Genomic DNA, 18,660 nt, shown 5'->3' on the forward strand with positions numbered 1-18,660 from the left:
TAGTGTCGCGCATTTGAAGTGCGTTGTTCAGAGGTTCCCTAGCGCGCTATAGTTGCCTGCCGTGATTTCGGCATCGGCGCTACGGGTGAAACTTGGCTTACGCGTAACCACGTTGATGGCGCCAGCCGAGGTGTTCTTGCCGAACACCGTACCTTGCGGTCCTTTCAACACTTCGATGCGCTCAAGCTCTCCCAGATCGGCAAAGCTCACGCCGTTGCGCGCGCGGGCGACGCCGTCGATGACCACGCCAACCGAGGATTCAAGGCCGGCATTGTCGCCCACGGTGCCGATCCCGCGGATGCGGGCAGTGGTCTGCGCCGCGCTCTGACTGCTGGTCACGATCAGGCCGGGCACCAGAACCTGCAGTTCCTTGATGTCGTGCACGCCACTGTCCAGCAGCAGTTGTTCCGGCAGCACTGAGACCACCACCGGCACGTTCTGCAGCGATTCCTCGCGCTTTTGCGCCGTCACCTTGAGGGAGGCCAGCGTTGCCGCCCCCTTCGGATTTTCCTGCACGGTCGTTTGCGCGTAGAGCGGCACTGCATGCGCAGCGGCAACTAGTGCGAGCGCAAGCCTGGTGCTGCGTTGCTGTTGGATGCTCATGCTTGTCCCCGACAAAGAGCGAACGCGAGGTACTGCAGCAAGCGCCACAGTTCGCGTAATGCCACACCTTACCGGTTTACCAGTACTGAAAAACATAGCCAACGGAACAGGCGGGGCGCACGACGAACGCATGGCGAGCGGACCTGCATTGGAGACATGCGCCAAACACAAAGCCACTCATTGCCGAAACAGATTCAAGGCTTTAAAGGTCACGCTCTGCGCAGCACACCAAGTGCCGACACGCTGTTCTTCCGCGTGACTTACAGCAGTGCGCTCAGCCCACGCAACGCCGCGACAACGGTCTGACGACGCACCGCATCGCGATTGCCATTGAACTGGAACACTTGCGCAGTGGCGTAACCACCGCGACGCTTCCAGCCGATCCACACCGTGCCGACCGGCTTGTCTTCGCTGCCGCCACCGGGTCCGGCAATACCAGTCACCGCTACGGCGATGCTGGCGCCGGAATTGACCAGCGCACCGGACACCATTTCAATCACGGTTTCGCGGCTGACCGCACCGTGCACTTCCAGCGTCTGTGGCCGCACCCCGAGCAATGCCTGCTTGGCCTCGTAGCTGTAGGCGGCCATGCCGCAGTCGAACCAGTGTGAGGAGCCGGCGACATCGGTCACCGCCTTGGCGATCCAGCCACCGGTACAACTCTCGGCAGTGACCAGGCGCTCGCGCGCGTCAAGCAATTGCTGACCAAGGGTTTCGGCTAACTGCTGCAGTTCGGAATCGGCGGACATGGACATGGGCACGGCAACAAAAGGGGCAGCCGACGTTTTAGCTCAATTTACCGCATCTGTCTGCGGTCAACGCACATTCCAGTTGGCCGCAACCTGGCGCATGTTTAGTGGCGATGCGCAGCCAACCAATGTCGTGTCCTGGTCCAAACCTGCGAATAGGTCGCCAGTGGCTTGCTTGCAATGCGCGATTAGAATTGCATCGCTGCTGCACCTGGATAAGCCACGCACAGCGTCTGCGGCGATAAGTTCATGGGCAACACGCAAAACGCGACATGTGCAAAGTCGCGCATCGCCACGGCGACACTGCACGTGCGGCCTTCCCGATCAGACAAACCTACTGCACAGTTGGGCCAACCCAACTGTGCAGCACCGATCACGACTCCCAGTCTTCGCGACGGTCCGGCAGCATCGCGCGCAATGGCGCACCGTCTTCGCCTGCGGCAAGCCTTTCCGCCTCGACCATCGGTAGATCGACATCCAGCAACCAACCGTCCTCGTCGGACTGCTCGTTGCGCACCACTTCCAGCTGATGCAGCTTGGAACGCAGGCGACCGGCCGACGACGGCAGTCGCAGCTTCCCGGTCAGATGACGCAGATCCAGCCGCTGACCGAGCGCATTCTGCAGTTCTTCCAATCCACGCCCGTCGCGCGCGCAGACCCACACGCGTTCGCGTCGTGCCTGGTCAGGGATGCCGTCCTGCGCATCGTGGCGCACTTGGGCACCCTCGATCTTGTCGATCTTGTTGAACACCAGCAGCTGCGGCAGATCGCCGGCACCGACGGCTTGCAACACCTCGTCGACCTGCAAGATGCGTTCTTCGCGCAGCGGGTCGGCCGCATCGACGATGTGCAACAACAGATCGGCGTCGCGCGCTTCGGACAAGGTCGAACGGAACGCGGCGACCAGTTGGTGCGGCAGATCGCGCACGAAGCCGACCGTATCGGCAAGAATCGCGCTGCCGCCCGGCAACGCGATGCGGCGCACGGTGGGGTCCAGGGTGGCGAACAATTGATCGGCCACATATGCCTGCGCACCGGTCAACGCATTGAACAGCGTCGACTTGCCGGCGTTGGTATAGCCGACCAGCGCGATCCGCGGCAGCTCGCTGCGCAGACGCGCGCGACGCATCTGGGTACGCTGCACCTCGACTTTTTCCAGCCGCTGCTGCAACTGCTCCACACGCTTTTGCAGCAGGCGGCGGTCGGTTTCCAGCTGGGTTTCGCCGGGGCCGCGCAGACCGATCGCACCGCCGCGCTGACGCTCCAGGTGGGTCCAGCCGCGTACCAGCCGCGTGGCCATATGCCGCAGCTGCGCCAGTTCGACCTGCAGCTTGCCTTCGTGGCTGCGCGCACGTTGCGCGAAGATGTCCAGGATCAACCCAGTGCGGTCGATCACGCGCCGCTCCAGATAGCGCTCCAGATTGCGCTCCTGGCCCGGCGACAAGGTGTGGTTGACCAACACCAGATCCGCGCCGGTGGCCTCGGCAGTCGCCTTGATCTCTTCCAGCTTGCCGCTGCCGATCAAGGTCGACGGGCTCGGTTTGTCGATGCGCGCAGTGAGCGTAGCCGCCACCGTGGCGCCCGCCGACTTTGCAAGGTCGGCGAACTCCTCCAGCACATCTTCTTCGGCAGGCCCACCGGAGTGGGTCTGAATCAACAACGCGTGCTCACCCTTGCGGGAACGATCAAACACGCACTGTTCCGTTACTGCTCGACGTCGTCATCTTCCGCCTGATTGCCTTCATTGGATTGCACATACCCGCCACCTTGCCCCACCCGCACATTGCGCGCCGGCACGACCGTGGAGATGGCGTGCTTGTAAACCATCTGACTCACGGTATTGCGCAGCAGGACCACGAATTGGTCGAACGACTCGATCGTGCCCTGCAGCTTGATGCCGTTGACCAGATACACAGAAACCGGGACCCGCTCGCGCCGCAGCGCATTGAGGAATGGGTCCTGTAAAGATTGCCCCTTAGCCATCGAAAAATCCTCTTCCATTATTGTTCTTATTGTCCCGGTCGACACCTGCCATCCCCAGCCGGCCCCAGAAACGGGATGTTACACGCCTGAAGCCTGCCGCACACCGGGGCGATGACCGAGGAAGCCGACAAGTGCGCTTTCCAATTGATGCCGGTCACTCTCCGGATCGAACCAGCGTGCGTCAAGCTCGCCACGCAGCCAGGTCAGTTGCCGCTTGGCCAATTGCCGAGTCGCCTGCACCGCCTTATCGCGGAAGTCGGCCAAGCTGCCGGCCCCGTCCAGATACTCCCAGGCCTGGCGATACCCGACTGCGCGCACCGCAGGCAGATCCAGTGGCGCGGGCACCGCCCGCATCTGCGGCAGCTCTCGCAAACGCTGCACTTCGGCAAGAAAATCCTGCGCCAGCATCGCGTCCAGCCGGTGTGCGATGCGGGCATGCAAAACCGCACGCTCGCGCGGGGCCAACACCAACTTCAACACCCGCACCGGCAGGCGCGGCCCGGGCGGTAGCGCCTGCCAGTAGCTGATCGGGCACCCGCTGATGCGATACACCTCCAACGCTCGCTGGATGCGCTGCGGGTCGGTGGCATGGATGCGTGCAGCCGCGATCGGGTCGAATTGCGCTAACTGGGTATGCAATGCAGCCCAACCCACCTGTTCGGCTTCGGCAGCGATCGCCGTGCGCACAGCCGGATCGGCTTCCGGCAGTTGCGACAGCCCTTCCAGCAAGGCGCGGAAGTAGAACCCGGTTCCGCCAACCAGAATCGGCAGCTTGCCGCGCGCAACGATCTGCTCGAGCGCCTGCCGCGCCTCGGTGGCGAATTCCGCGGCCGAATAGATCTGCCAAGGATCGCGCAGATCGATCAAGTGATGCGGCACCGCCGCACGCATCGCAGCGTCCGGTTTGGCCGCACCGATCTCCAGGCCGCGATAGACCAGCACCGAGTCGACGCTGACGATCTCTGCGCTCCAGCGTTCTGCCACGTCCAATGCCAAAGCGCTCTTGCCGCTGGCAGTTGGGCCCATCAGCGCGATCGCGAGCGGGCGTCGGTCGGCCGGCATCAGTCCTCGTCCGGCCAGCGAATGGTCGGTGCGGCCGGCGCGCTAACACGTGGCGCGGGAATCGCCGCCGCCGCGCTCCAGACCTTCAACGCATCCACGGTTGCCGCCACATCGTGCACACGCAGCAACAAGGCGCCGTGCTGCGCAGCGATCAGATGCGCTGCCACCGAGCCGTGCACGCGTTCGCTCGCGATCTGGCGCCCGGTCAATTCGCCGATGCTGCGCTTGCGCGACAAGCCTGCCAATACCGGCAAGCCGAATTCCTGCAGGCGCCGCAGCTGCGCAAGCACAGTGAGGTTGTGGGTAGTGGTCTTGTCGAAGCCAAAACCCGGGTCCAAGATCAGCCGGCGCCTGTCGATACCAGCCATTTCAGCGGCGAAAATGCGTTCGGCCAGAAAGCGATGCACCTCGCCTGCCACGTCGTCGTAGTACAGCGCGTCCTGCTTGGCATGGGGCGCGCTGCGGGCATGCATCAGCACTACCGGCACACGCAACTCGCACGCAACCTCCATTGCACCTGGCCCACGCAGTGCGTAAACGTCGTTGATCATGCCGGCGCCTGCCGCGACCGCGGCGCGCATGACTTCAGGTTTGAACGTGTCCACGCTGATCGGCACGCTAGTCCGTTGCGCCAGCGCTTCAACCACCGGAATCACACGCAGTAGTTCTTCTTCCAGCGACACCGGCGTTGCGCCGGGGCGGGTGGATTCGCCGCCGATATCCAGGACGGCAGCGCCCTCCTCCACTAGCTTCAAACCATGAGCGATCGCTGCATTGCACGTCGCGTGCTGGCCGCCATCGGAAAACGAGTCGGGCGTGACGTTGACGATGCCCATCACCTGTGGCGCATCCAGTCGCAAGCTGCGACCGGCGCAATCCAGCTTGAGAGCAGTGTCGAACATCGGTGGTGTCTCCTGGACTTGGGTGTACTGAGGTTGATCGGGAAGCGCGGCAGAGGCTCGCGCATCGATGTGTGTCGACATGAGCAGCCAACGCATCACGCAGCGCGGGAATCGGATTTGTCTAATAGATTGTTGGAGGATGTTGCGGCTGCCATTGTCGCGCAGCCCGCAACGCCTCGCATCCTTGCCCACAACGATGTGGCTAAGGTCTGGCTCTCAAGATGCCAGGTCGCTGGCGCTGGATCAGCCCGGAGGATGTCGACTACCACTACCCTGTTGCTGCGCGCCACAGAGCTGCACCGTACGGTTCCGCACGTCATCGACTTTAGCCCTGCAATTGATCGGCCCTACAACGCATCGGGGCCAGGAATCGCTTCCTAGCCCCGACAGATACCTCTGCAGATGACTGAAGCTCGGCTTAGATCTGCTCGGCGGGTCCTGCTATCGGCGGCAACGGACGCGGGCTACCCTTGTCGTTGTTGTTACCACCGTCCTTGTCCGACTTGGTCCAACCCGCCGGCGGCGGCGGCTCACGGCCTTCCATGATGGCGTCGATCTGCGGCACGTCAATGGTCTCGTACTGCAACAGCAGCTGCGACATTGCGTGTAGCTTGTCCAGGTTCTCGGTGAGGATGGCTTTGGTCTTGCTGTACGCCTTGTCAAGGATCGACCGGACCACTTCGTCGATCATGCGCGCGGTTTCGTCGGAGACATTCTTGTGCTGAGTCACCGAACGACCCAGGAATACTTCGTCCTCTTCCTCGCCATACGCTACCGGGCCGAGCTCGTCGGACAAGCCCCACTTGGTGACCATGTTGCGGGCCATCTTGGTTGCACGCTCGATGTCGTTGGAAGCACCGGTAGTAACCTTGTCGCCACCGAAGATCAGCTCTTCCGCAACACGGCCGCCGTACAGCGAGCACAGCTGCGATTCGATCGCTACGCGGTTCATCGAATAACGATCGCCTTCCGGCAGATACATCGTTACGCCGAGCGCGCGACCGCGCGGAATGATGGTGACCTTGTAAACCGGGTCATGCTCCGGCACTAGGCGACCGACGATGGCGTGACCTGCCTCGTGATACGCAGTCAAGGTTTTCTCGTCCTCGCTCATGGCCATCGAGCGACGCTCGGCACCCATCAGGATCTTGTCGCGGGCACGGTCGAAGTGATCCATGCGGACTTCCTTCTCACTACCGCGCGCCGCGAACAACGCCGCCTCATTACACAGGTTGGCCAGATCGGCTCCCGAAAAACCCGGCGTACCACGTGCAATGACCATCGGCACCACATCGTCGGCAAGCGGCAGCTTGCGCATGTGCACGCGCAGGATCTGCTCGCGACCCTTGACGTCCGGCAGCCCGACCACGACCTGGCGATCGAATCGGCCCGGGCGCAGCAGCGCCGGGTCCAGCACGTCGGGGCGGTTGGTCGCCGCGATCACGATTACGCCTTCGCCGCCTTCAAAGCCGTCCATTTCAACCAGCAGCTGGTTCAAGGTTTGCTCGCGCTCATCGTGCCCACCGCCGAGACCGGCACCACGATGACGGCCCACCGCATCGATTTCGTCGATGAAGATGATGCACGGCGCGTGCTTCTTGGCCTGCTCGAACATGTCGCGCACACGACTGGCGCCGACGCCGACAAACATTTCGACAAAATCCGAACCTGAAATACTGAAGAACGGCACCTTGGCCTCGCCAGCAATTGCCTTGGCGAGCAGCGTCTTGCCGGTACCCGGCGGGCCGACCATCAGCACACCGCGCGGAATCTTTCCGCCCAGCTTGGTGAACTTGGTCGGATCGCGCAGGAAGTCGACCAGCTCGCTCACCTCTTCCTTGGCCTCGTCGCAACCGGCAACGTCGGCAAATGTGATCTTGATCTGGTCCTCGCCCTGCAGCTTGGCGCGCGACTTGCCGAAGCTCATGGCGCCCTTGGCGCCGCCGCCACCGCCCTGCATCTGGCGCATGATGAACAGCCAGAAGCCAATGATCAGGATGACCGGCAGAAAATTCAGTAACAACGACCAGAAACCGGGACCGGTCGAGGGCTTCTGCCGAGTCATTTCGATATTCTTGCTGTACAGCACGTCAACCAGCTTGTCGTCGCGCGGACCGTAGACTGCCGCTTCGCTGCCGTCGGTGCGCTTGAAGCGGATCGCGTTGACGGCCAGGTTGGTTTCGTCGGTGTAATCCACCGATTTAACGCGCCCGGAGTCCACTTCCTTCAGGAACTGGGTGTAAGTGATCGAGTCAGGGCCGACGCCGCCTGCAATCCGCGGCGAGAAACTCTGGAAGACAACCATCAGCACAACTGCGACGACCACCCACAGCAGCAAATTCTTGGTCAAGTCGTTCATCCTCATTGGCTCCGGTGCCCTCTACTCTTATTTCTTGAAAGTACGGCGGTCTTGGCAGCTTACTTGATCTGGACACGCTTGCCCTGACCGAGTGCATAAACTTCCGGGGAGCGCTTGCGCGAGGCCGCCGGCTTGCGAATCGTCACCTTGTCATAGCGGCCGCGAAGCTCGCGAATGTAGTCGTCGGACCCAACGCCCTGGAACAGCTTGATCAGGAACGCCCCACCCGGTTTGAGGTGGCTGTCGCCAAATTCCATTGCCAGTTCCGCCAAGTGCATCATCCGCGGTTGATCGACCGCATCCATGCCACTCTTATTGGGGGCCATATCGGACAGAACAAGGTCCACCCCCACATCGCCCAACATCGCGTCGAATTGCGATAGAACGGCTTGCTCCCTGAAGTCGCCATGAAGGAACTCCACCCCTGCCAGGGCCGGCATATCCAGGATATCCAGCGCCACCACCCGGCCACTGGCTCCCATGGACTTGCGCACCTGCTGGGACCAGCCGCCCGGCGCCGCGCCCAGATCGACTACCACCATGCCTGGTTTTAGTAGGCGGTCGCGCTGTAGCAATTCCTCCAGCTTGTAGGCCGCACGCGAGCGCATGCCTTGTGCCTGGGCCTTTTTTACGTAAGGGTCGGCGAAGTGTTCCTTAAGCCAGCGCTGGCTGCTTTTACTGCGGGAAGGCATTGGCGAAGAGGTCGGAACGGGTCGCCATGATACCCTGAAGACCCTTTAGCTTCTGTTCGATCCTGCATGTCCATTGTTCTCACCTCCGCCCAGAACCGTTTCCTGCGCGGCCAGGCCCACGATCTCAAAGCAGTGCTGCAGACTGGCGGCAAAGGGGTCACGCCAGCATTTCTGGCCGAACTCGAGGAAGTGCTCGAGCGCCATGAACTGATCAAGGTGAAGGTGGCTGCCGAGGATCGCGAAACCCGCGATACGTTGATTGCCGAGCTGATCGAGCAGACCGGGGGCGCGCTGGTGCAGCGGATTGGTCACGTCGCCATCCTCTACCGTCCCAGCAAGGAAAAGCGCCAGATCGTGCTACCGCGCGGCTGACCCGACGAGATTTGTTATGCCGCTAAGCCAGGAACACCCCGACTATACCTATGCGCTGCGCGCGGCCGATGGCCACCATGCCAAGGTGAACAATCAGATTCTGCAGCAAAGCTTCATCCTGATGCCGAACGAGCTGGTGGAGCGCTGGCCGGTGCAACGCCTGGAACAGCTCCAGGTCAGCTATATGGACGCGGTACTGGCGCTCACTCCGGCGGTGATCCTGCTCGGCACCGGCGAGCGGCAGCAATTCCCGGCGGCGGATGTTCTGGCCGCCTGCCTCACTCGTGGCATCGGCCTGGAAGCGATGACCAACGCGGCCGCAGCGCGCACCTACAATGTGCTGGCCAGCGAAGGTCGCCGGGTGGCGCTGGCGATGATTTTGCCGGGCTGATGGGAATCGAGAATCGAGAAAGTGTTAAAGAGTCGTCCCTGAAAATCCCCCTTCAAGCACCAATCGTCAGCGATGATCAGTGCACGGCACTCAAGAATGGCCATACCATTGCCCGGATCCAGGCACGCAAAAACGCGTTCCAGCGCATCATTCAACGCAGGTTGTAGCCGGCGGCGCAGCCGAGCACGTGCAGCACATCGTCTTGGGCGCATTTGAGCCCGCAACGACGTAGCCGTCAGTCTTCTTTTAGATGTCCGATCACCGGTGGCACTGCCTGAGGTCGTTTGATCCAGCGCCATTGCCGTCGCGTCAGGGTCTTGGCCTTGCCACGATGCGACACCTGCACGCCATCGGCCTCACGGCAACCAGACAGCGATGCGCTCGCCGCTGTCTACCTGATCGAGTTTGCGTTCGATGTCGCACACGACCCGTCCCAGCACCGTGCGTTGACGTCGCAGGATGCGCCGCATCCGCTTGAACTGGCGTGCATTGGCATAGCGCCCGGCCTTAGAGCGTGTTATGAACTTTGAAAGAGGGTGGCTGCATTTCCAAGCATCAGGATCGTGAAGACGACGAAGTGCAAACCGGCCAAGGTTTCCGGCAATCGCTCGTAGTCGCGTGCCAGCCGTCTGAAACGATTGGCCCATCCGAAGCTGCGCTCGACAACCCAACGGCGCGGCAGCAAGACAAAGCCTTTTTTCGCTTCTTGCAGCTTGATCACGTGCAACTCAATGCCTTCTTCCGTGGCCGCCTGCGCCGGTTCTTGACCGGTGTAGCCCTGATCAACAAAGGCGATCTTGACCGTTTCACCGGTCACGTGTTGTACCTCTTGTGCCAACGATCGGACTTGCGCGCGCTCCTGCTCATTAGCCGGCGTCACCTGGACAGCGAGCAGATGTCCAAGCGTATCGACCGCCATGTGTACCTTGCTGCCTTTCTTGCGTTTATAGCCATCGTATCCAGCACGCGGCCCGCTTTCGCAGGTGGACTGCAGCGTGCGAGCATCGAAAATGACCGCGCTCGGCTGGCCTTTTTTCCCTTGCGCCACACGCAAGAGTGAGCGCAGATCACTGACCATGGCCTCAAAGCAGCCCGCTTGCAGCCAGCGCTGTGTTTGCTGATACACCGCTTCCCAGGGCGGAAAATCGTTGGGAAGCAATCGCCATGGTGCGCCGGCGCGCGCGATCCACCGCAGTGCGTTGAACATCGCGCGTAGCTCATACTTGCGCTGCGGTGCCTGCACGTCCATCAGCGTCAAATAGGGAGCCGCAAAGGCCCATTCTTCGTCGGAAATATCGGTGGAATAAGGCTTACGAGACTTCATCCGTATACGTTAGCGTGACAAGGGCAAAGTTCATAACACGCTCTAGAATCTCTCGTACGCCTTCGGCAAACGGTACTCCGGTGTAACCACTGTCGCACAGCAGGCTTTGTACATGCGTCAAGTTTGACTGACAGCGCTCCAGCGCCTGCAGCGCACCTTTGCGGTCGGTCACCTCCGCCGTCGTCACCGCGATGGCATGGGGCAACCCCTGGGTATCAACAGCGATATGCCGCTTGATGCCCGACACCTTTTTGCCCGCGTCATATCCCTTTTGCCCGGCTGTGTCCGTGTTCTTGACGCTCTGCGCGTCCACGATCAAGAACCTGCTGAAGATGTTGCGCTCCTGTTTCTGGCGGGCCACGCCAACCTGATTTTTTGAGCGCCCGCTCCAGCAGGCTCACTCCTTCATCGTCGCACTCGCTCCACTTGGCAAAGTACGCGTGCACGGTCCGCCACTTCGGAAAGTCGCTGGGTAGCGCTCGCCATTGGCAACCGGTTCGCAGCACGTACAACACTGCGCACCACACCTCATACATATCCACTCGGCGTGGCTTGGTGCGCTTGCGCGCTTGTTACAGGATCGGGAGGATGTGTTCGAAACGCTCCCGGCTCATGTCGCTCGGATAGGTTTTTTGGCGCATCCGCAGAGTCTGCACCAATCAGGAAAGATCGTGAACAGGTTCTTAGGGCTCAACGCCGGCCCTTGGCGTGCATAGCTCTGCCGCAGCGCAATGCCATGGCGCCTGGCCAGCAGCACCAGCTTCTTGCGAGCCACTTCAAGCAAACGGCTGTCGATCGGATACGCGATCGCCTTTTCCTGCACCGTGGTGTCCACGATCACGCGCGACACCTCACGCGCATCTACCGCTTTCATTGATCGTGTGCGCGAGTAGCTCTTCCATGCCGGCCTCACCCAAGCGCTGCCGCCAGCGTGTCAGCGAGCTCGGATCGCACGGCAAACGCGTCTGGAAAACGACCTCGCCAGTACGGATTTTCCAGCGACGTCCCCCCGATTTTGAGTAGCGCCTCAGTTTGGAGTCCAATTCCCTACCCCGAGGAGATTGGACGTGAAGAAGCGTTTTACCGAAGATCAGATAATTGGCTTCCTGCGCGAAGCCGAAGCAGGCGTGGCGATCAAAGACCTGTGCCGGCGCCATGGCTTCAGTGAGGCCTCGTACTCCCTGTGGCGCAGCAAGTTCGGCGGGATGAGCGTGCCCGATGCCAAGCGACTCAAGGACCTTGAGTCCGAAAACGCGCGGCTGAAGAAGTTGTTGGCCGAGCAGCTGTTCGAGAACGACCTGATCAAGGATGCGCTGCGAAAAAAGTGGTGAGCGCACCGGCGCGTCGTGCGCTGGTGCGCGAGTGGATCGGGTGCGGTGCCAGCGAGCGTCGCGCCTTGGCGGCGATCGGCATGAGCGCCAATGCGCTGCGCTACTGCCCGCGCGAAGACCGCAACGTTGAGCTACGCGAGCGCATTCTTGCGCTGGCGCATCGCCATCGCCGCTATGGCGTGGGGATGATCTATCTCAAACTTCGTCAGGAAGGACGCGTCGTGAACTACAAGCGCGTGGAGCGGTTGTACCGCGAACAGCAGTTGCAGGTCCGGCGCCGCAGGCGCAAGAAGGTGCCGGTGGGCGAGCGCCAACCATTGTTGCGGCCATCGCAGGCCAACCAGGTGTGGTCGATGGACTTCGTGTTCGACCGCACCGCCGAAGGCCGGGTGACCAAGTGTCTGGTGATCGTGGAAGACGCAACCCACGAAGCGGTCGCCATCGACGTGGAGCGCGCGATCTCGGGACACGGCGTTGCGCGCGTGCTGGACCGACTGGCACACAGCCGTGGCCTGCCGCAGATGATCCGCACCGAGCGCGAAGCCTGCCCTCGGGGCACAACGGCAAGGAGTTTTGCGGCAGGGCGATGGTCGCCTGGGCGCATGCCCGTGGTGTGCAGCTACGGCTCATCCAGCCGGGCAAACCGAACCAGAACGCCTACGTCGAATCGTTCAACGGCCGACTACGCGACGAATGCCTCAACGAGCACTGGTTCCCAACACTGCTGCATGCACGCACCGAGATCGAACGTTGGCGACGCGAATACAACGAGGACCGACCCAAAAAAGCAATCGGCGGCATGACGCCGGCCGCTTATGCCCAACATCTGGCAAACATCGATATCATCAGGCCCGGACTCTAAACCCGGCCGCTACTCAGGGCGGGGGGACGTCGAAAAAACATCTAAAATTTAGCTAACTCGTTGTCAGCACAGAAATTTTTCAAGAATCCTTGCCGACCCTCATGATCCCTTCCCCGCCCAAGAAAGCCCAGCAGCTGCGATCAGCTGAAACGTCTGTGGCGGATCTGCTTGCGTTCTTCTTCAGTCAAGTCATCGATGTGGATGTAGTGGACTCCTTGTCCGCGGGGAGCGCTGAGAAGCTGCGACTCGATCTCGCCCTGGCCGTCGTCGGGCAAAGAGATCAGGCCAACAATCGTTCCGTGCGGGGCGACCCGCCATAGCGCTACACGTTGGAAGATGCGCTCTTCACCGGTATCGGTGGAGGGATAGGCGGCGTACCAACCATCTGCAGGCAGGTAGCGAAAAGAACCGTAGTCATTCATAACGTCTCTGGCTCAATGCAGGATGACGCCATGATCGTAGATATGCGCGGAAATACGGGCGATACGAGCGCTTCTGATTTCGCGCTGCGATTACGCCCCTCGCAACTAAGGCTTCTCTGCGGCGTGGAGCGTTTCGTGTGCCGCACGCATTGGGCCATAATTGTTCGCTTGACCGAGGGTGTAATGGTCGGGTGGGTAATACGCCGGAACCGCATCGAGCGTGGCAATATCGCATCTCCTGTCCGGGTGGATCGGCGCACGGCCTCGCGCCGACCGTCTATTACTCACCCGCCCTGTTTTCCTGCCGACTCGGGTAGCGGGGTTTAAGGGCGGAGTATCTACGGATAACACATCACCACCAAGTGGAGTTGCCCATGTCATCCAGTCGCCTGGACCTGCCAGAACGATACCGTTTGCATGCGTTATATGAAACCGGCATGTCGATGCGGCCATCGCCAGTGTGTTGGAGCGCGCGCCCAGCACGATCGGCCGCGAACTGCGCCGCAACCAGCTCGCTCGGCAGTATCTGCCAGATCACGCGCAGCGCATCAGCGAGCATCGGCGCACGCAGGCAAGCCAGCGTCCACGCATCGACGCTGAGCGCATTGCCCAGATCGAGGTCCTGCTGAGCCCGGTGCCGGAATCGCCGCAGGGGCAGTTGTTTTAGCGGACGAGAATCGGGAGTGCGCATTCGCAAGAGCGGGCTTGCTGTTGCTGTTACTAATCCCTGTCTTATTCGTCGTCCCTGAAAAATCCCCTTCAAGCGCCAAGTGCCGTCGGTGACAGCGGCACGGCGCTAAAGGATGACCATCCCATCCCCCGGATTCAGGCACGCAAAAACGCGTTCCAGCGCATCAGCCAACACAGGTTGTAGCCGGCCGCGCAGCCAAGCACGTGCAGCGCATCGCCTTGGGCGCGTTTGAGCATGCAACGACGCAACCGGCAGTCTTCTTTCAGATGTCCGATCACCGGTTCCACTGCCTGACGTCGTTTGATCCAGCGCCATTGCCGTCGCGTCAGCGTCTTGGCCTTGCCGCGATGCAGGACCTGCACGCCATCGATCTCGCGCCCGCGATAGCCCAGGTCCACGATCGCCACCGTCGGTTCTACGCTCACATCCTGCAGCAACCCGCGTGTCTGCTCCAGCTGCTCGGCCAAGGTATCGCCGTCGTACGGGTTGCCCGGGAAGCTGCGCGCACCCACGACCAATCCCTTGCAGGCGGTGACCGCAATGCCGACCTTGACGCCGAATTCGTACGCTTAACGCGCCTTGCCCTTGCCGATGCATTCCACTTCCGGGGCATGTGATGCGTCGAGTTTTCACTTGTCTTTTGACCGTCGGTTCTACGCTCACATCCTGCAACAACCCGCGTGTCTGCTCCAGCTGCTCGGCCAAGGTATCGCCGTCGTACGGGTTGCCCGGGAAGCTGCGCGCACCCACGACCAATCCCTTGCAGGCGGTGACCGCAATGCCGACCTTGACGCCGAATTCGTACGCTTAACGCGCCTTACCCTTGCCGATGCATTCCACTTCCTGCGCATGTGATGCGTCGAGTTTTCACTTGTCTTTTGGACGTTGCGCATGCACTTGTTCTGCGCGCTGCAACCACACAGCGATGCGCTCGCGCACGCCGGTGTCTACCTGATCGAGCTTGCGTTCGATGTCGCGCACCACTCGTCCCAGCACGGTGCGTTGACGTCGCAGGATGCGCCGCATCCGCTTGAACTGGCATGCATGCGCATAGCGCCCCGCTTTGCGGCACAACGCCGGGCCTTGGCGTGCGTCGCTCTGTCGTAGAGCAATGCCGTAACGTTTGGCCAGCAGCACCAGCTTCTTGCGGGCCACCTCAAGCAAACGGCTGTCGGTCGGATACGCGATCGCCTTTTCCTGCACCGTGGCGTCCACGATCACGCGCGATACCTCACGCGCATCCACCGCTTTCATCGCATGAGCGGCATTGATCGTGTGCGCGAGTAGCTCTTCCATGCCGGCCTCACCCAAGCGCTGCCGCCAGCGTGTCAGCGAGCTCGGATCGCACGGCAAACGCGTCTGGAAAACGACCTCACCGGTGAAGAACTACCAGTACGGATTTTCCAGCCACCGTTCGCAGACCGCTTCATCGGACAGGTCGTAAGCGTGTTTGAGATACAACAAACCGGCGATCAAACGCACCGGCAGTGCGGGACGACCGCCAGCGGCCGCAGTGGCCGGAAAATGTCGCGAAAGCGCCTGTTCCAAGGCGGCCCAGGGCATCCGTTGACTCAGCTGCGCCAACGGATGCCGCAGATCGATCTGGTTCTCCAACCGCGAACGAAACAACGCGTCGGCAGGTACGTGCTCAGTAGCAGGACGGCGTGTACGCATGGGCAGAAATTGCCAGAAACCAGACCTCAGCGTAGCGAAAACTGGTCGTTCTGGCACGCCTATGCGGCCTATAAAGCGTTGTGGTGATTGGGGGGGGTGAGGGTTTTTCAGGGGCGACTAGATAATTGACTGTTTCTTTTTCCGGCTTCGACGCGTGATCGATTTCCCACACTTGGTCCGCCTGCGCCTGTTCGCAAGCGCACTCAATAGAGCGTGGGCCCGGTCGGCTGGATGATCTTCTTCAAACCGTCTTGCAGCGCTTCGCGGGCCGCTCTGCCCGCCGCATCAATGGCGTTGTCCACCGCCTGCCGGCCGCGCGCTGCGCGCGCTCCTTGGCGGCGGCGGCCGCCTGCCGTGCGGATTCGACCGCATCGTCGATACCGTCCTTGGCCGCGTCGCCGAGGCGTCCACCCTGGTACACGGCTTCGTCCACGAGCTGGAGCCTTTCGTGGTCGCGGTCGAACACGCGGCGGTAGTGTCCGGGGCCATTGGCCTCGCGCCGGGTCGCGGTGCCCAGCACATTGCGGACGATCCATCCATCGAAACCGGCACTGGCGCGCAGGTCCGCCGCTTCCTTGTCGGTCATCAGCGGAATCGTGGCGGGATTGCCGTCGTCGTTGGCTTTGGGGTTCTGCGCCAGCACGCGCTGCTCGAAGTGGTTGAGCGCGTAGCGTTCGGCCTGCTGGCGCGCCTGCACCGCACCTTCGAACATGCCGTGTTCGGCGGCGGCATCGGCCGCCTTGAGCAGCGCGGCATGCTGTGCGTTCTTCTTGCGTATCTCGTTGGCGAAGGCGTTCTTGTCCGCCTGCGACACCGGGCCGAGCAGCCAGAAGCCGGCATGCGAGTCGTGCACGAAGTCGTCGAAGAAGCGATCCACCTCGCCCGGAATCGGTGTGGTGTCGTCCACCGCCGCCAGCAGATCGCGCTGCGTCCTGCTGGGGTCGGGCGGCACCTGCACCGTATGCGACATGCCTTGCGAGTAGAAGGTGTAGCTCGATGGCTGGCTCGCCGTGCGCGCATGCGCGATATCGGCCTGCCAGTCCAGATTGCCTTCTTCCAGATCGGTGCGGTCCTGCGCTGTGGCGTGCTGGTAGCTCGCCATCGCACGGAACTGCGCGGTGTCCCGCTTGGACGCGCGCCAGCGCCAGTAGCGCTGCATCTGCTGCTCCATGCGGTTCTCCATCACCCCGCGCTTGGTGCCGGACAGGTTCTCGCCTTTTTCGTTGGCAGGCGTCCAGTCGAGATAGGCGGAGAAAGCGGTTTCGAGAGCAGGGTCAATTTTGAAGTCCCGCTTTGCAGCGGCTTCCAACTCGTCCAGCGGAGAGAGTTTTACACCGTTGTTCGATGCCTCGAAGTACATATCGTTGAGCGGTATCTGCGACATCAGGCTGGATCGCCCGCCGCGCGCCTTGCCCTGGTCGCCCGGCGAGTAGCCACCGCCGATATCCGAGTGCGCACCGGGATAGACGTATTCCTTGGCGTGCGCCGGCCAGCTGCCGCCAGCACGCGCGGTGGACAGCGGGAACGAGCGCCGGATTTCATGCCCGGCCACGTAGTGGACGGCGCCCTCGACCTCGGGGATGCGCATGGTCTTGTTGGCCCAATCGAACAGGCCGCTGCCGACCGGCGACGAATCCGCCAGCAGCACCGAGGCCACCGTGTCGTAGATGCCGAGGAAGCGCAGATTGACCTCTGCCGGCCCCACCTTGCCGCCGGTCGCCAGCGCCAGCCAGTTGCAGAAGGTGCGCGCCTCGGCCGCACCGCGCGAGAAGCCGAACACCGACAGATGCAGCTTGGTAATCGTCGGCCGCTTGTCGGCCACCTGTTTGAGCAGGCGCCGGTCCAGGTCGCGGAAGATCGATTCCATCTTGCCATCGCCGAGCCGGTACCAAGTGCGCAGGCCGGAGAACACCCCGGTGACCAGGTCCTTGGTTTCGGCTTCGTCCAGCAAGTCGAAGCCGTTGACCGAGGTATTGACTGCGTTATAAAGCCGGGTCAAGGCCCAATGGATACGATCCTCGCCGCCACGGGCCATGCTCTTGCCGGTGGCGTCCTCGGCGAGCTCGCCGATTTCCTTGAACTTGGTCCCGACGCCAGGAACGTAATAACGGAAATACTCGACCCTGTCTTCCTTGTGCGCGTCGTAGAGACTGACGATATTGGAGTGCCCCTGCAATGGGCGATCGCGCTCCATATTGTTGTTGGTGCCATCGAAGAAGATACCCACGTGGATTTCGCGCGTACAGCTGAGGCCGTCCACCGACGAGAGACAGGCCTTACTGGCGCGCTGGCTCAGTTCGCGCGCGCTGGGCTTGCGCTGGCTGCGCGAGAACTTGCCCGGCAATTCGGTCTTGCCGTCGGCCGCCGCACCGTACTTGTCGTTGTCCCAATGGTCGCCGGGCTTGGCAGTGGGCAACCATTCGCAGGCGGACGACCAGGTCTTGGACAGATAGGGCTGCTGCGGCGTGGGACGGAAAAGCAGGATCTGGTCGCCGTTGGGCAATACGCGCGCGGTCAGCGTCACCCGCTGCCGCGTTTCGAAATACCAGCTGTCCACCGCGCCATCGTGCAGGCGCTTGACCGCATACCACCCAGGTTTGAAGTCGCTCATGGCTGGTGCTCCGCATCGGTGTGTTCGGATTTTGCGTCCGGCAATATCGGTGGCGGCGGGAGCGGCGGCCAGTTATCGGGTTTGACCGGTGCATCGGGGCCTTTGTAGCCCTTCGATCCGGCCGCGCCGTTCCAGATCAGCAGCCGCACCTTCCCTTCCGGCAGAAAATGGACATTGAGCCGCGTCCCGGGTTTCTCATAGCGTTCGATGGGGACGACCTTCTCGTGCCAGGTTTCGGTTGGATCGTCACCGCCGGGAATGCCACTGGATGTTGTCCAACGAACTTTGGCGGTCAGGCCAGGGTGCCATTGGCGTGGATAAGTGACGCAGCAGACGAAGCTCCCCCCGCCGCCGTACGGGCGCGAGTTTCCACCCCATTGGCCGTCGATATAGAGCTGGTGAATATAATCTTCGGTATGGTTGTACGGACTGATGCTCGCTTCGGCCGTTGTGGAGGGCTCGGCTTTGCAGCTGACCAACAGCGACAGCAGCATCAGCGCGGCCAGCAAGTGGGCAATGGTACGCCAGCTTCTGCTATGAGCTTGGTATTTATCGTGGTGTTGCATCATGTCCTAGTATTGCATTGGCGAAGCAGTGGTGCGTTGGTTGCAGCAATTCAGTGCACCAGAGTG

At 61.8% G+C, this 18,660-nt stretch carries 14 protein-coding genes and 7 pseudogenes; 4 read left to right on the forward strand and 17 right to left on the reverse strand.

The genetic code is table 11. The features are described from left to right. Positions 1 to 27 precede the first annotated feature (27 nt). From PD885_RS11705 to rlmE, 8 genes are all read right to left on the reverse strand, one after another. Positions 28 to 603, reverse strand: a complete 576-nt coding sequence (locus PD885_RS11705; protein ID WP_002801491.1) for a TonB-dependent receptor plug domain-containing protein — start codon at positions 601 to 603, stop codon at positions 28 to 30. Positions 604 to 863: 260 nt separating this feature from the next. After that, complete coding sequence (locus PD885_RS11710; RefSeq protein WP_040761836.1) at positions 864 to 1,358, reverse strand: CinA family protein; 495 nt, start codon at positions 1,356 to 1,358, stop codon at positions 864 to 866. A 367-nt stretch (positions 1,359 to 1,725) separates the two neighbouring features. Further along, positions 1,726 to 3,045, reverse strand: a complete 1,320-nt coding sequence (hflX, locus tag PD885_RS11720; RefSeq protein ID WP_002801493.1) for a ribosome rescue GTPase HflX — start codon at positions 3,043 to 3,045, stop codon at positions 1,726 to 1,728. An 11-nt stretch (positions 3,046 to 3,056) separates the two neighbouring features. Further along, positions 3,057 to 3,335 (reverse strand): RNA chaperone Hfq, encoded by a 279-nt coding sequence (hfq, locus tag PD885_RS11725; RefSeq protein WP_002801494.1) that lies wholly within the window; start codon positions 3,333 to 3,335, stop codon positions 3,057 to 3,059. Positions 3,336 to 3,413: 78 nt separating this feature from the next. Next, on the reverse strand, positions 3,414 to 4,397 hold the full coding sequence (gene miaA, locus PD885_RS11730) for a tRNA (adenosine(37)-N6)-dimethylallyltransferase MiaA (protein ID WP_002801495.1): 984 nt from the start codon (positions 4,395 to 4,397) through the stop codon (positions 3,414 to 3,416). Then, on the reverse strand, positions 4,397 to 5,299 hold the full coding sequence (gene folP, locus PD885_RS11735; protein WP_002801496.1) for a dihydropteroate synthase: 903 nt from the start codon (positions 5,297 to 5,299) through the stop codon (positions 4,397 to 4,399). Before folP ends, miaA begins: the two co-directional genes overlap by 1 nt. A gap of 418 nt (positions 5,300 to 5,717) precedes the next feature. Further along, entirely contained in the window at positions 5,718 to 7,658 is a 1,941-nt protein-coding gene (gene ftsH / locus PD885_RS11740; protein WP_002801501.1) for an ATP-dependent zinc metalloprotease FtsH, read from the reverse strand. A 59-nt stretch (positions 7,659 to 7,717) separates the two neighbouring features. Then, positions 7,718 to 8,350: a 23S rRNA (uridine(2552)-2'-O)-methyltransferase RlmE gene (gene rlmE, locus PD885_RS11745; RefSeq protein WP_002801503.1), complete on the reverse strand. Its 633-nt coding sequence runs from the start codon at positions 8,348 to 8,350 to the stop codon at positions 7,718 to 7,720. Positions 8,351 to 8,416: 66 nt separating this feature from the next. Here rlmE and yhbY point away from each other — a divergent pair, with 66 nt between their 5' ends. Continuing rightward, positions 8,417 to 8,722, forward strand: a complete 306-nt coding sequence (gene yhbY / locus PD885_RS11750; protein ID WP_002801505.1) for a ribosome assembly RNA-binding protein YhbY — start codon at positions 8,417 to 8,419, stop codon at positions 8,720 to 8,722. A 16-nt stretch (positions 8,723 to 8,738) separates the two neighbouring features. Then, a complete protein-coding gene (locus PD885_RS11755) occupies positions 8,739 to 9,113 on the forward strand; it encodes an Mth938-like domain-containing protein (protein ID WP_002801507.1) in 375 nt (124 codons plus the stop codon). A 76-nt stretch (positions 9,114 to 9,189) separates the two neighbouring features. Here the strand turns inward: PD885_RS11755 and PD885_RS11760 are convergent. The 4 genes and pseudogenes from PD885_RS11760 to PD885_RS11775 all read right to left on the reverse strand — a co-directional run. Further along, positions 9,190 to 9,622 (reverse strand): annotated as a pseudogene (locus tag PD885_RS11760) (IS5-like element IS1478 family transposase); the annotation flags it as partial. 8 nt (positions 9,623 to 9,630) lie between these two features. After that, positions 9,631 to 10,437, reverse strand: coding sequence for an IS5 family transposase (locus tag PD885_RS11765; protein WP_065975294.1), 807 nt, complete (start codon positions 10,435 to 10,437; stop codon positions 9,631 to 9,633). Positions 10,438 to 10,480: 43 nt separating this feature from the next. Beyond that, positions 10,481 to 11,078: pseudogene (locus PD885_RS11770) on the reverse strand (IS5 family transposase); the annotation flags it as partial. A gap of 41 nt (positions 11,079 to 11,119) precedes the next feature. After that, positions 11,120 to 11,435 (reverse strand): annotated as a pseudogene (locus tag PD885_RS11775) (IS5/IS1182 family transposase); the annotation flags it as partial. A 69-nt stretch (positions 11,436 to 11,504) separates the two neighbouring features. On the opposite strand from PD885_RS11775, the pseudogene PD885_RS11780 reads away from it, so the two are divergent. Continuing rightward, positions 11,505 to 12,630: pseudogene (locus tag PD885_RS11780) on the forward strand (IS3 family transposase). A gap of 140 nt (positions 12,631 to 12,770) precedes the next feature. Here PD885_RS11780 and PD885_RS11785 read toward each other — a convergent pair. Continuing rightward, entirely contained in the window at positions 12,771 to 13,052 is a 282-nt protein-coding gene (locus PD885_RS11785) for a hypothetical protein (RefSeq protein WP_002801620.1), read from the reverse strand. A gap of 374 nt (positions 13,053 to 13,426) precedes the next feature. On the opposite strand from PD885_RS11785, the pseudogene PD885_RS11790 reads away from it, so the two are divergent. Beyond that, positions 13,427 to 13,680: pseudogene (locus tag PD885_RS11790) on the forward strand (helix-turn-helix domain-containing protein); the annotation flags it as partial. A 131-nt stretch (positions 13,681 to 13,811) separates the two neighbouring features. Here PD885_RS11790 and PD885_RS11795 read toward each other — a convergent pair. The 4 genes and pseudogenes from PD885_RS11795 to PD885_RS11810 all read right to left on the reverse strand — a co-directional run. After that, positions 13,812 to 14,372: pseudogene (locus PD885_RS11795) on the reverse strand (transposase); the annotation flags it as partial. Between the two features lie 13 nt (positions 14,373 to 14,385). Further along, positions 14,386 to 15,417: pseudogene (locus tag PD885_RS11800) on the reverse strand (IS5 family transposase); the annotation flags it as partial. 241 nt (positions 15,418 to 15,658) lie between these two features. Then, positions 15,659 to 18,028, reverse strand: a complete 2,370-nt coding sequence (locus tag PD885_RS11805; RefSeq protein ID WP_108780218.1) for a T6SS phospholipase effector Tle1-like catalytic domain-containing protein — start codon at positions 18,026 to 18,028, stop codon at positions 15,659 to 15,661. Beyond that, positions 18,025 to 18,594 carry a DUF3304 domain-containing protein gene (locus PD885_RS11810; protein ID WP_231895778.1) on the reverse strand — a complete coding sequence of 190 codons (570 nt, stop codon included), beginning with the start codon at positions 18,592 to 18,594 and terminating at the stop codon, positions 18,025 to 18,027. Before PD885_RS11810 ends, PD885_RS11805 begins: the two co-directional genes overlap by 4 nt. Positions 18,595 to 18,660: the final 66 nt, after the last annotated feature.

Origin of the sequence: Xanthomonas fragariae (assembly GCF_900183975.1) — a bacterium.
Classification (GTDB): domain Bacteria; phylum Pseudomonadota; class Gammaproteobacteria; order Xanthomonadales; family Xanthomonadaceae; genus Xanthomonas; species Xanthomonas fragariae.

Coding starts and splice junctions, on each gene's coding strand:
- yhbY (WP_002801505.1), top strand. CDS start 8,417: ATGTCCATTGTTCTCACCTCCGCCCAGAACCGTTTCCTGCGCGGCCAG.
- folP (WP_002801496.1), bottom strand. CDS start 5,299: ATGTTCGACACTGCTCTCAAGCTGGATTGCGCCGGTCGCAGCTTGCGA.
- PD885_RS11705 (WP_002801491.1), bottom strand. CDS start 603: ATGAGCATCCAACAGCAACGCAGCACCAGGCTTGCGCTCGCACTAGTT.
- PD885_RS11805 (WP_108780218.1), bottom strand. CDS start 18,028: ATGAGCGACTTCAAACCTGGGTGGTATGCGGTCAAGCGCCTGCACGAT.
- PD885_RS11810 (WP_231895778.1), bottom strand. CDS start 18,594: ATGCAACACCACGATAAATACCAAGCTCATAGCAGAAGCTGGCGTACC.
- ftsH (WP_002801501.1), bottom strand. CDS start 7,658: ATGAACGACTTGACCAAGAATTTGCTGCTGTGGGTGGTCGTCGCAGTT.
- PD885_RS11755 (WP_002801507.1), top strand. CDS start 8,739: ATGCCGCTAAGCCAGGAACACCCCGACTATACCTATGCGCTGCGCGCG.
- hfq (WP_002801494.1), bottom strand. CDS start 3,335: ATGGCTAAGGGGCAATCTTTACAGGACCCATTCCTCAATGCGCTGCGG.
- PD885_RS11785 (WP_002801620.1), bottom strand. CDS start 13,052: ATGAATGACTACGGTTCTTTTCGCTACCTGCCTGCAGATGGTTGGTAC.
- PD885_RS11710 (WP_040761836.1), bottom strand. CDS start 1,358: ATGTCCATGTCCGCCGATTCCGAACTGCAGCAGTTAGCCGAAACCCTT.
- rlmE (WP_002801503.1), bottom strand. CDS start 8,350: ATGCCTTCCCGCAGTAAAAGCAGCCAGCGCTGGCTTAAGGAACACTTC.
- PD885_RS11765 (WP_065975294.1), bottom strand. CDS start 10,437: ATGAAGTCTCGTAAGCCTTATTCCACCGATATTTCCGACGAAGAATGG.
- miaA (WP_002801495.1), bottom strand. CDS start 4,397: ATGCCGGCCGACCGACGCCCGCTCGCGATCGCGCTGATGGGCCCAACT.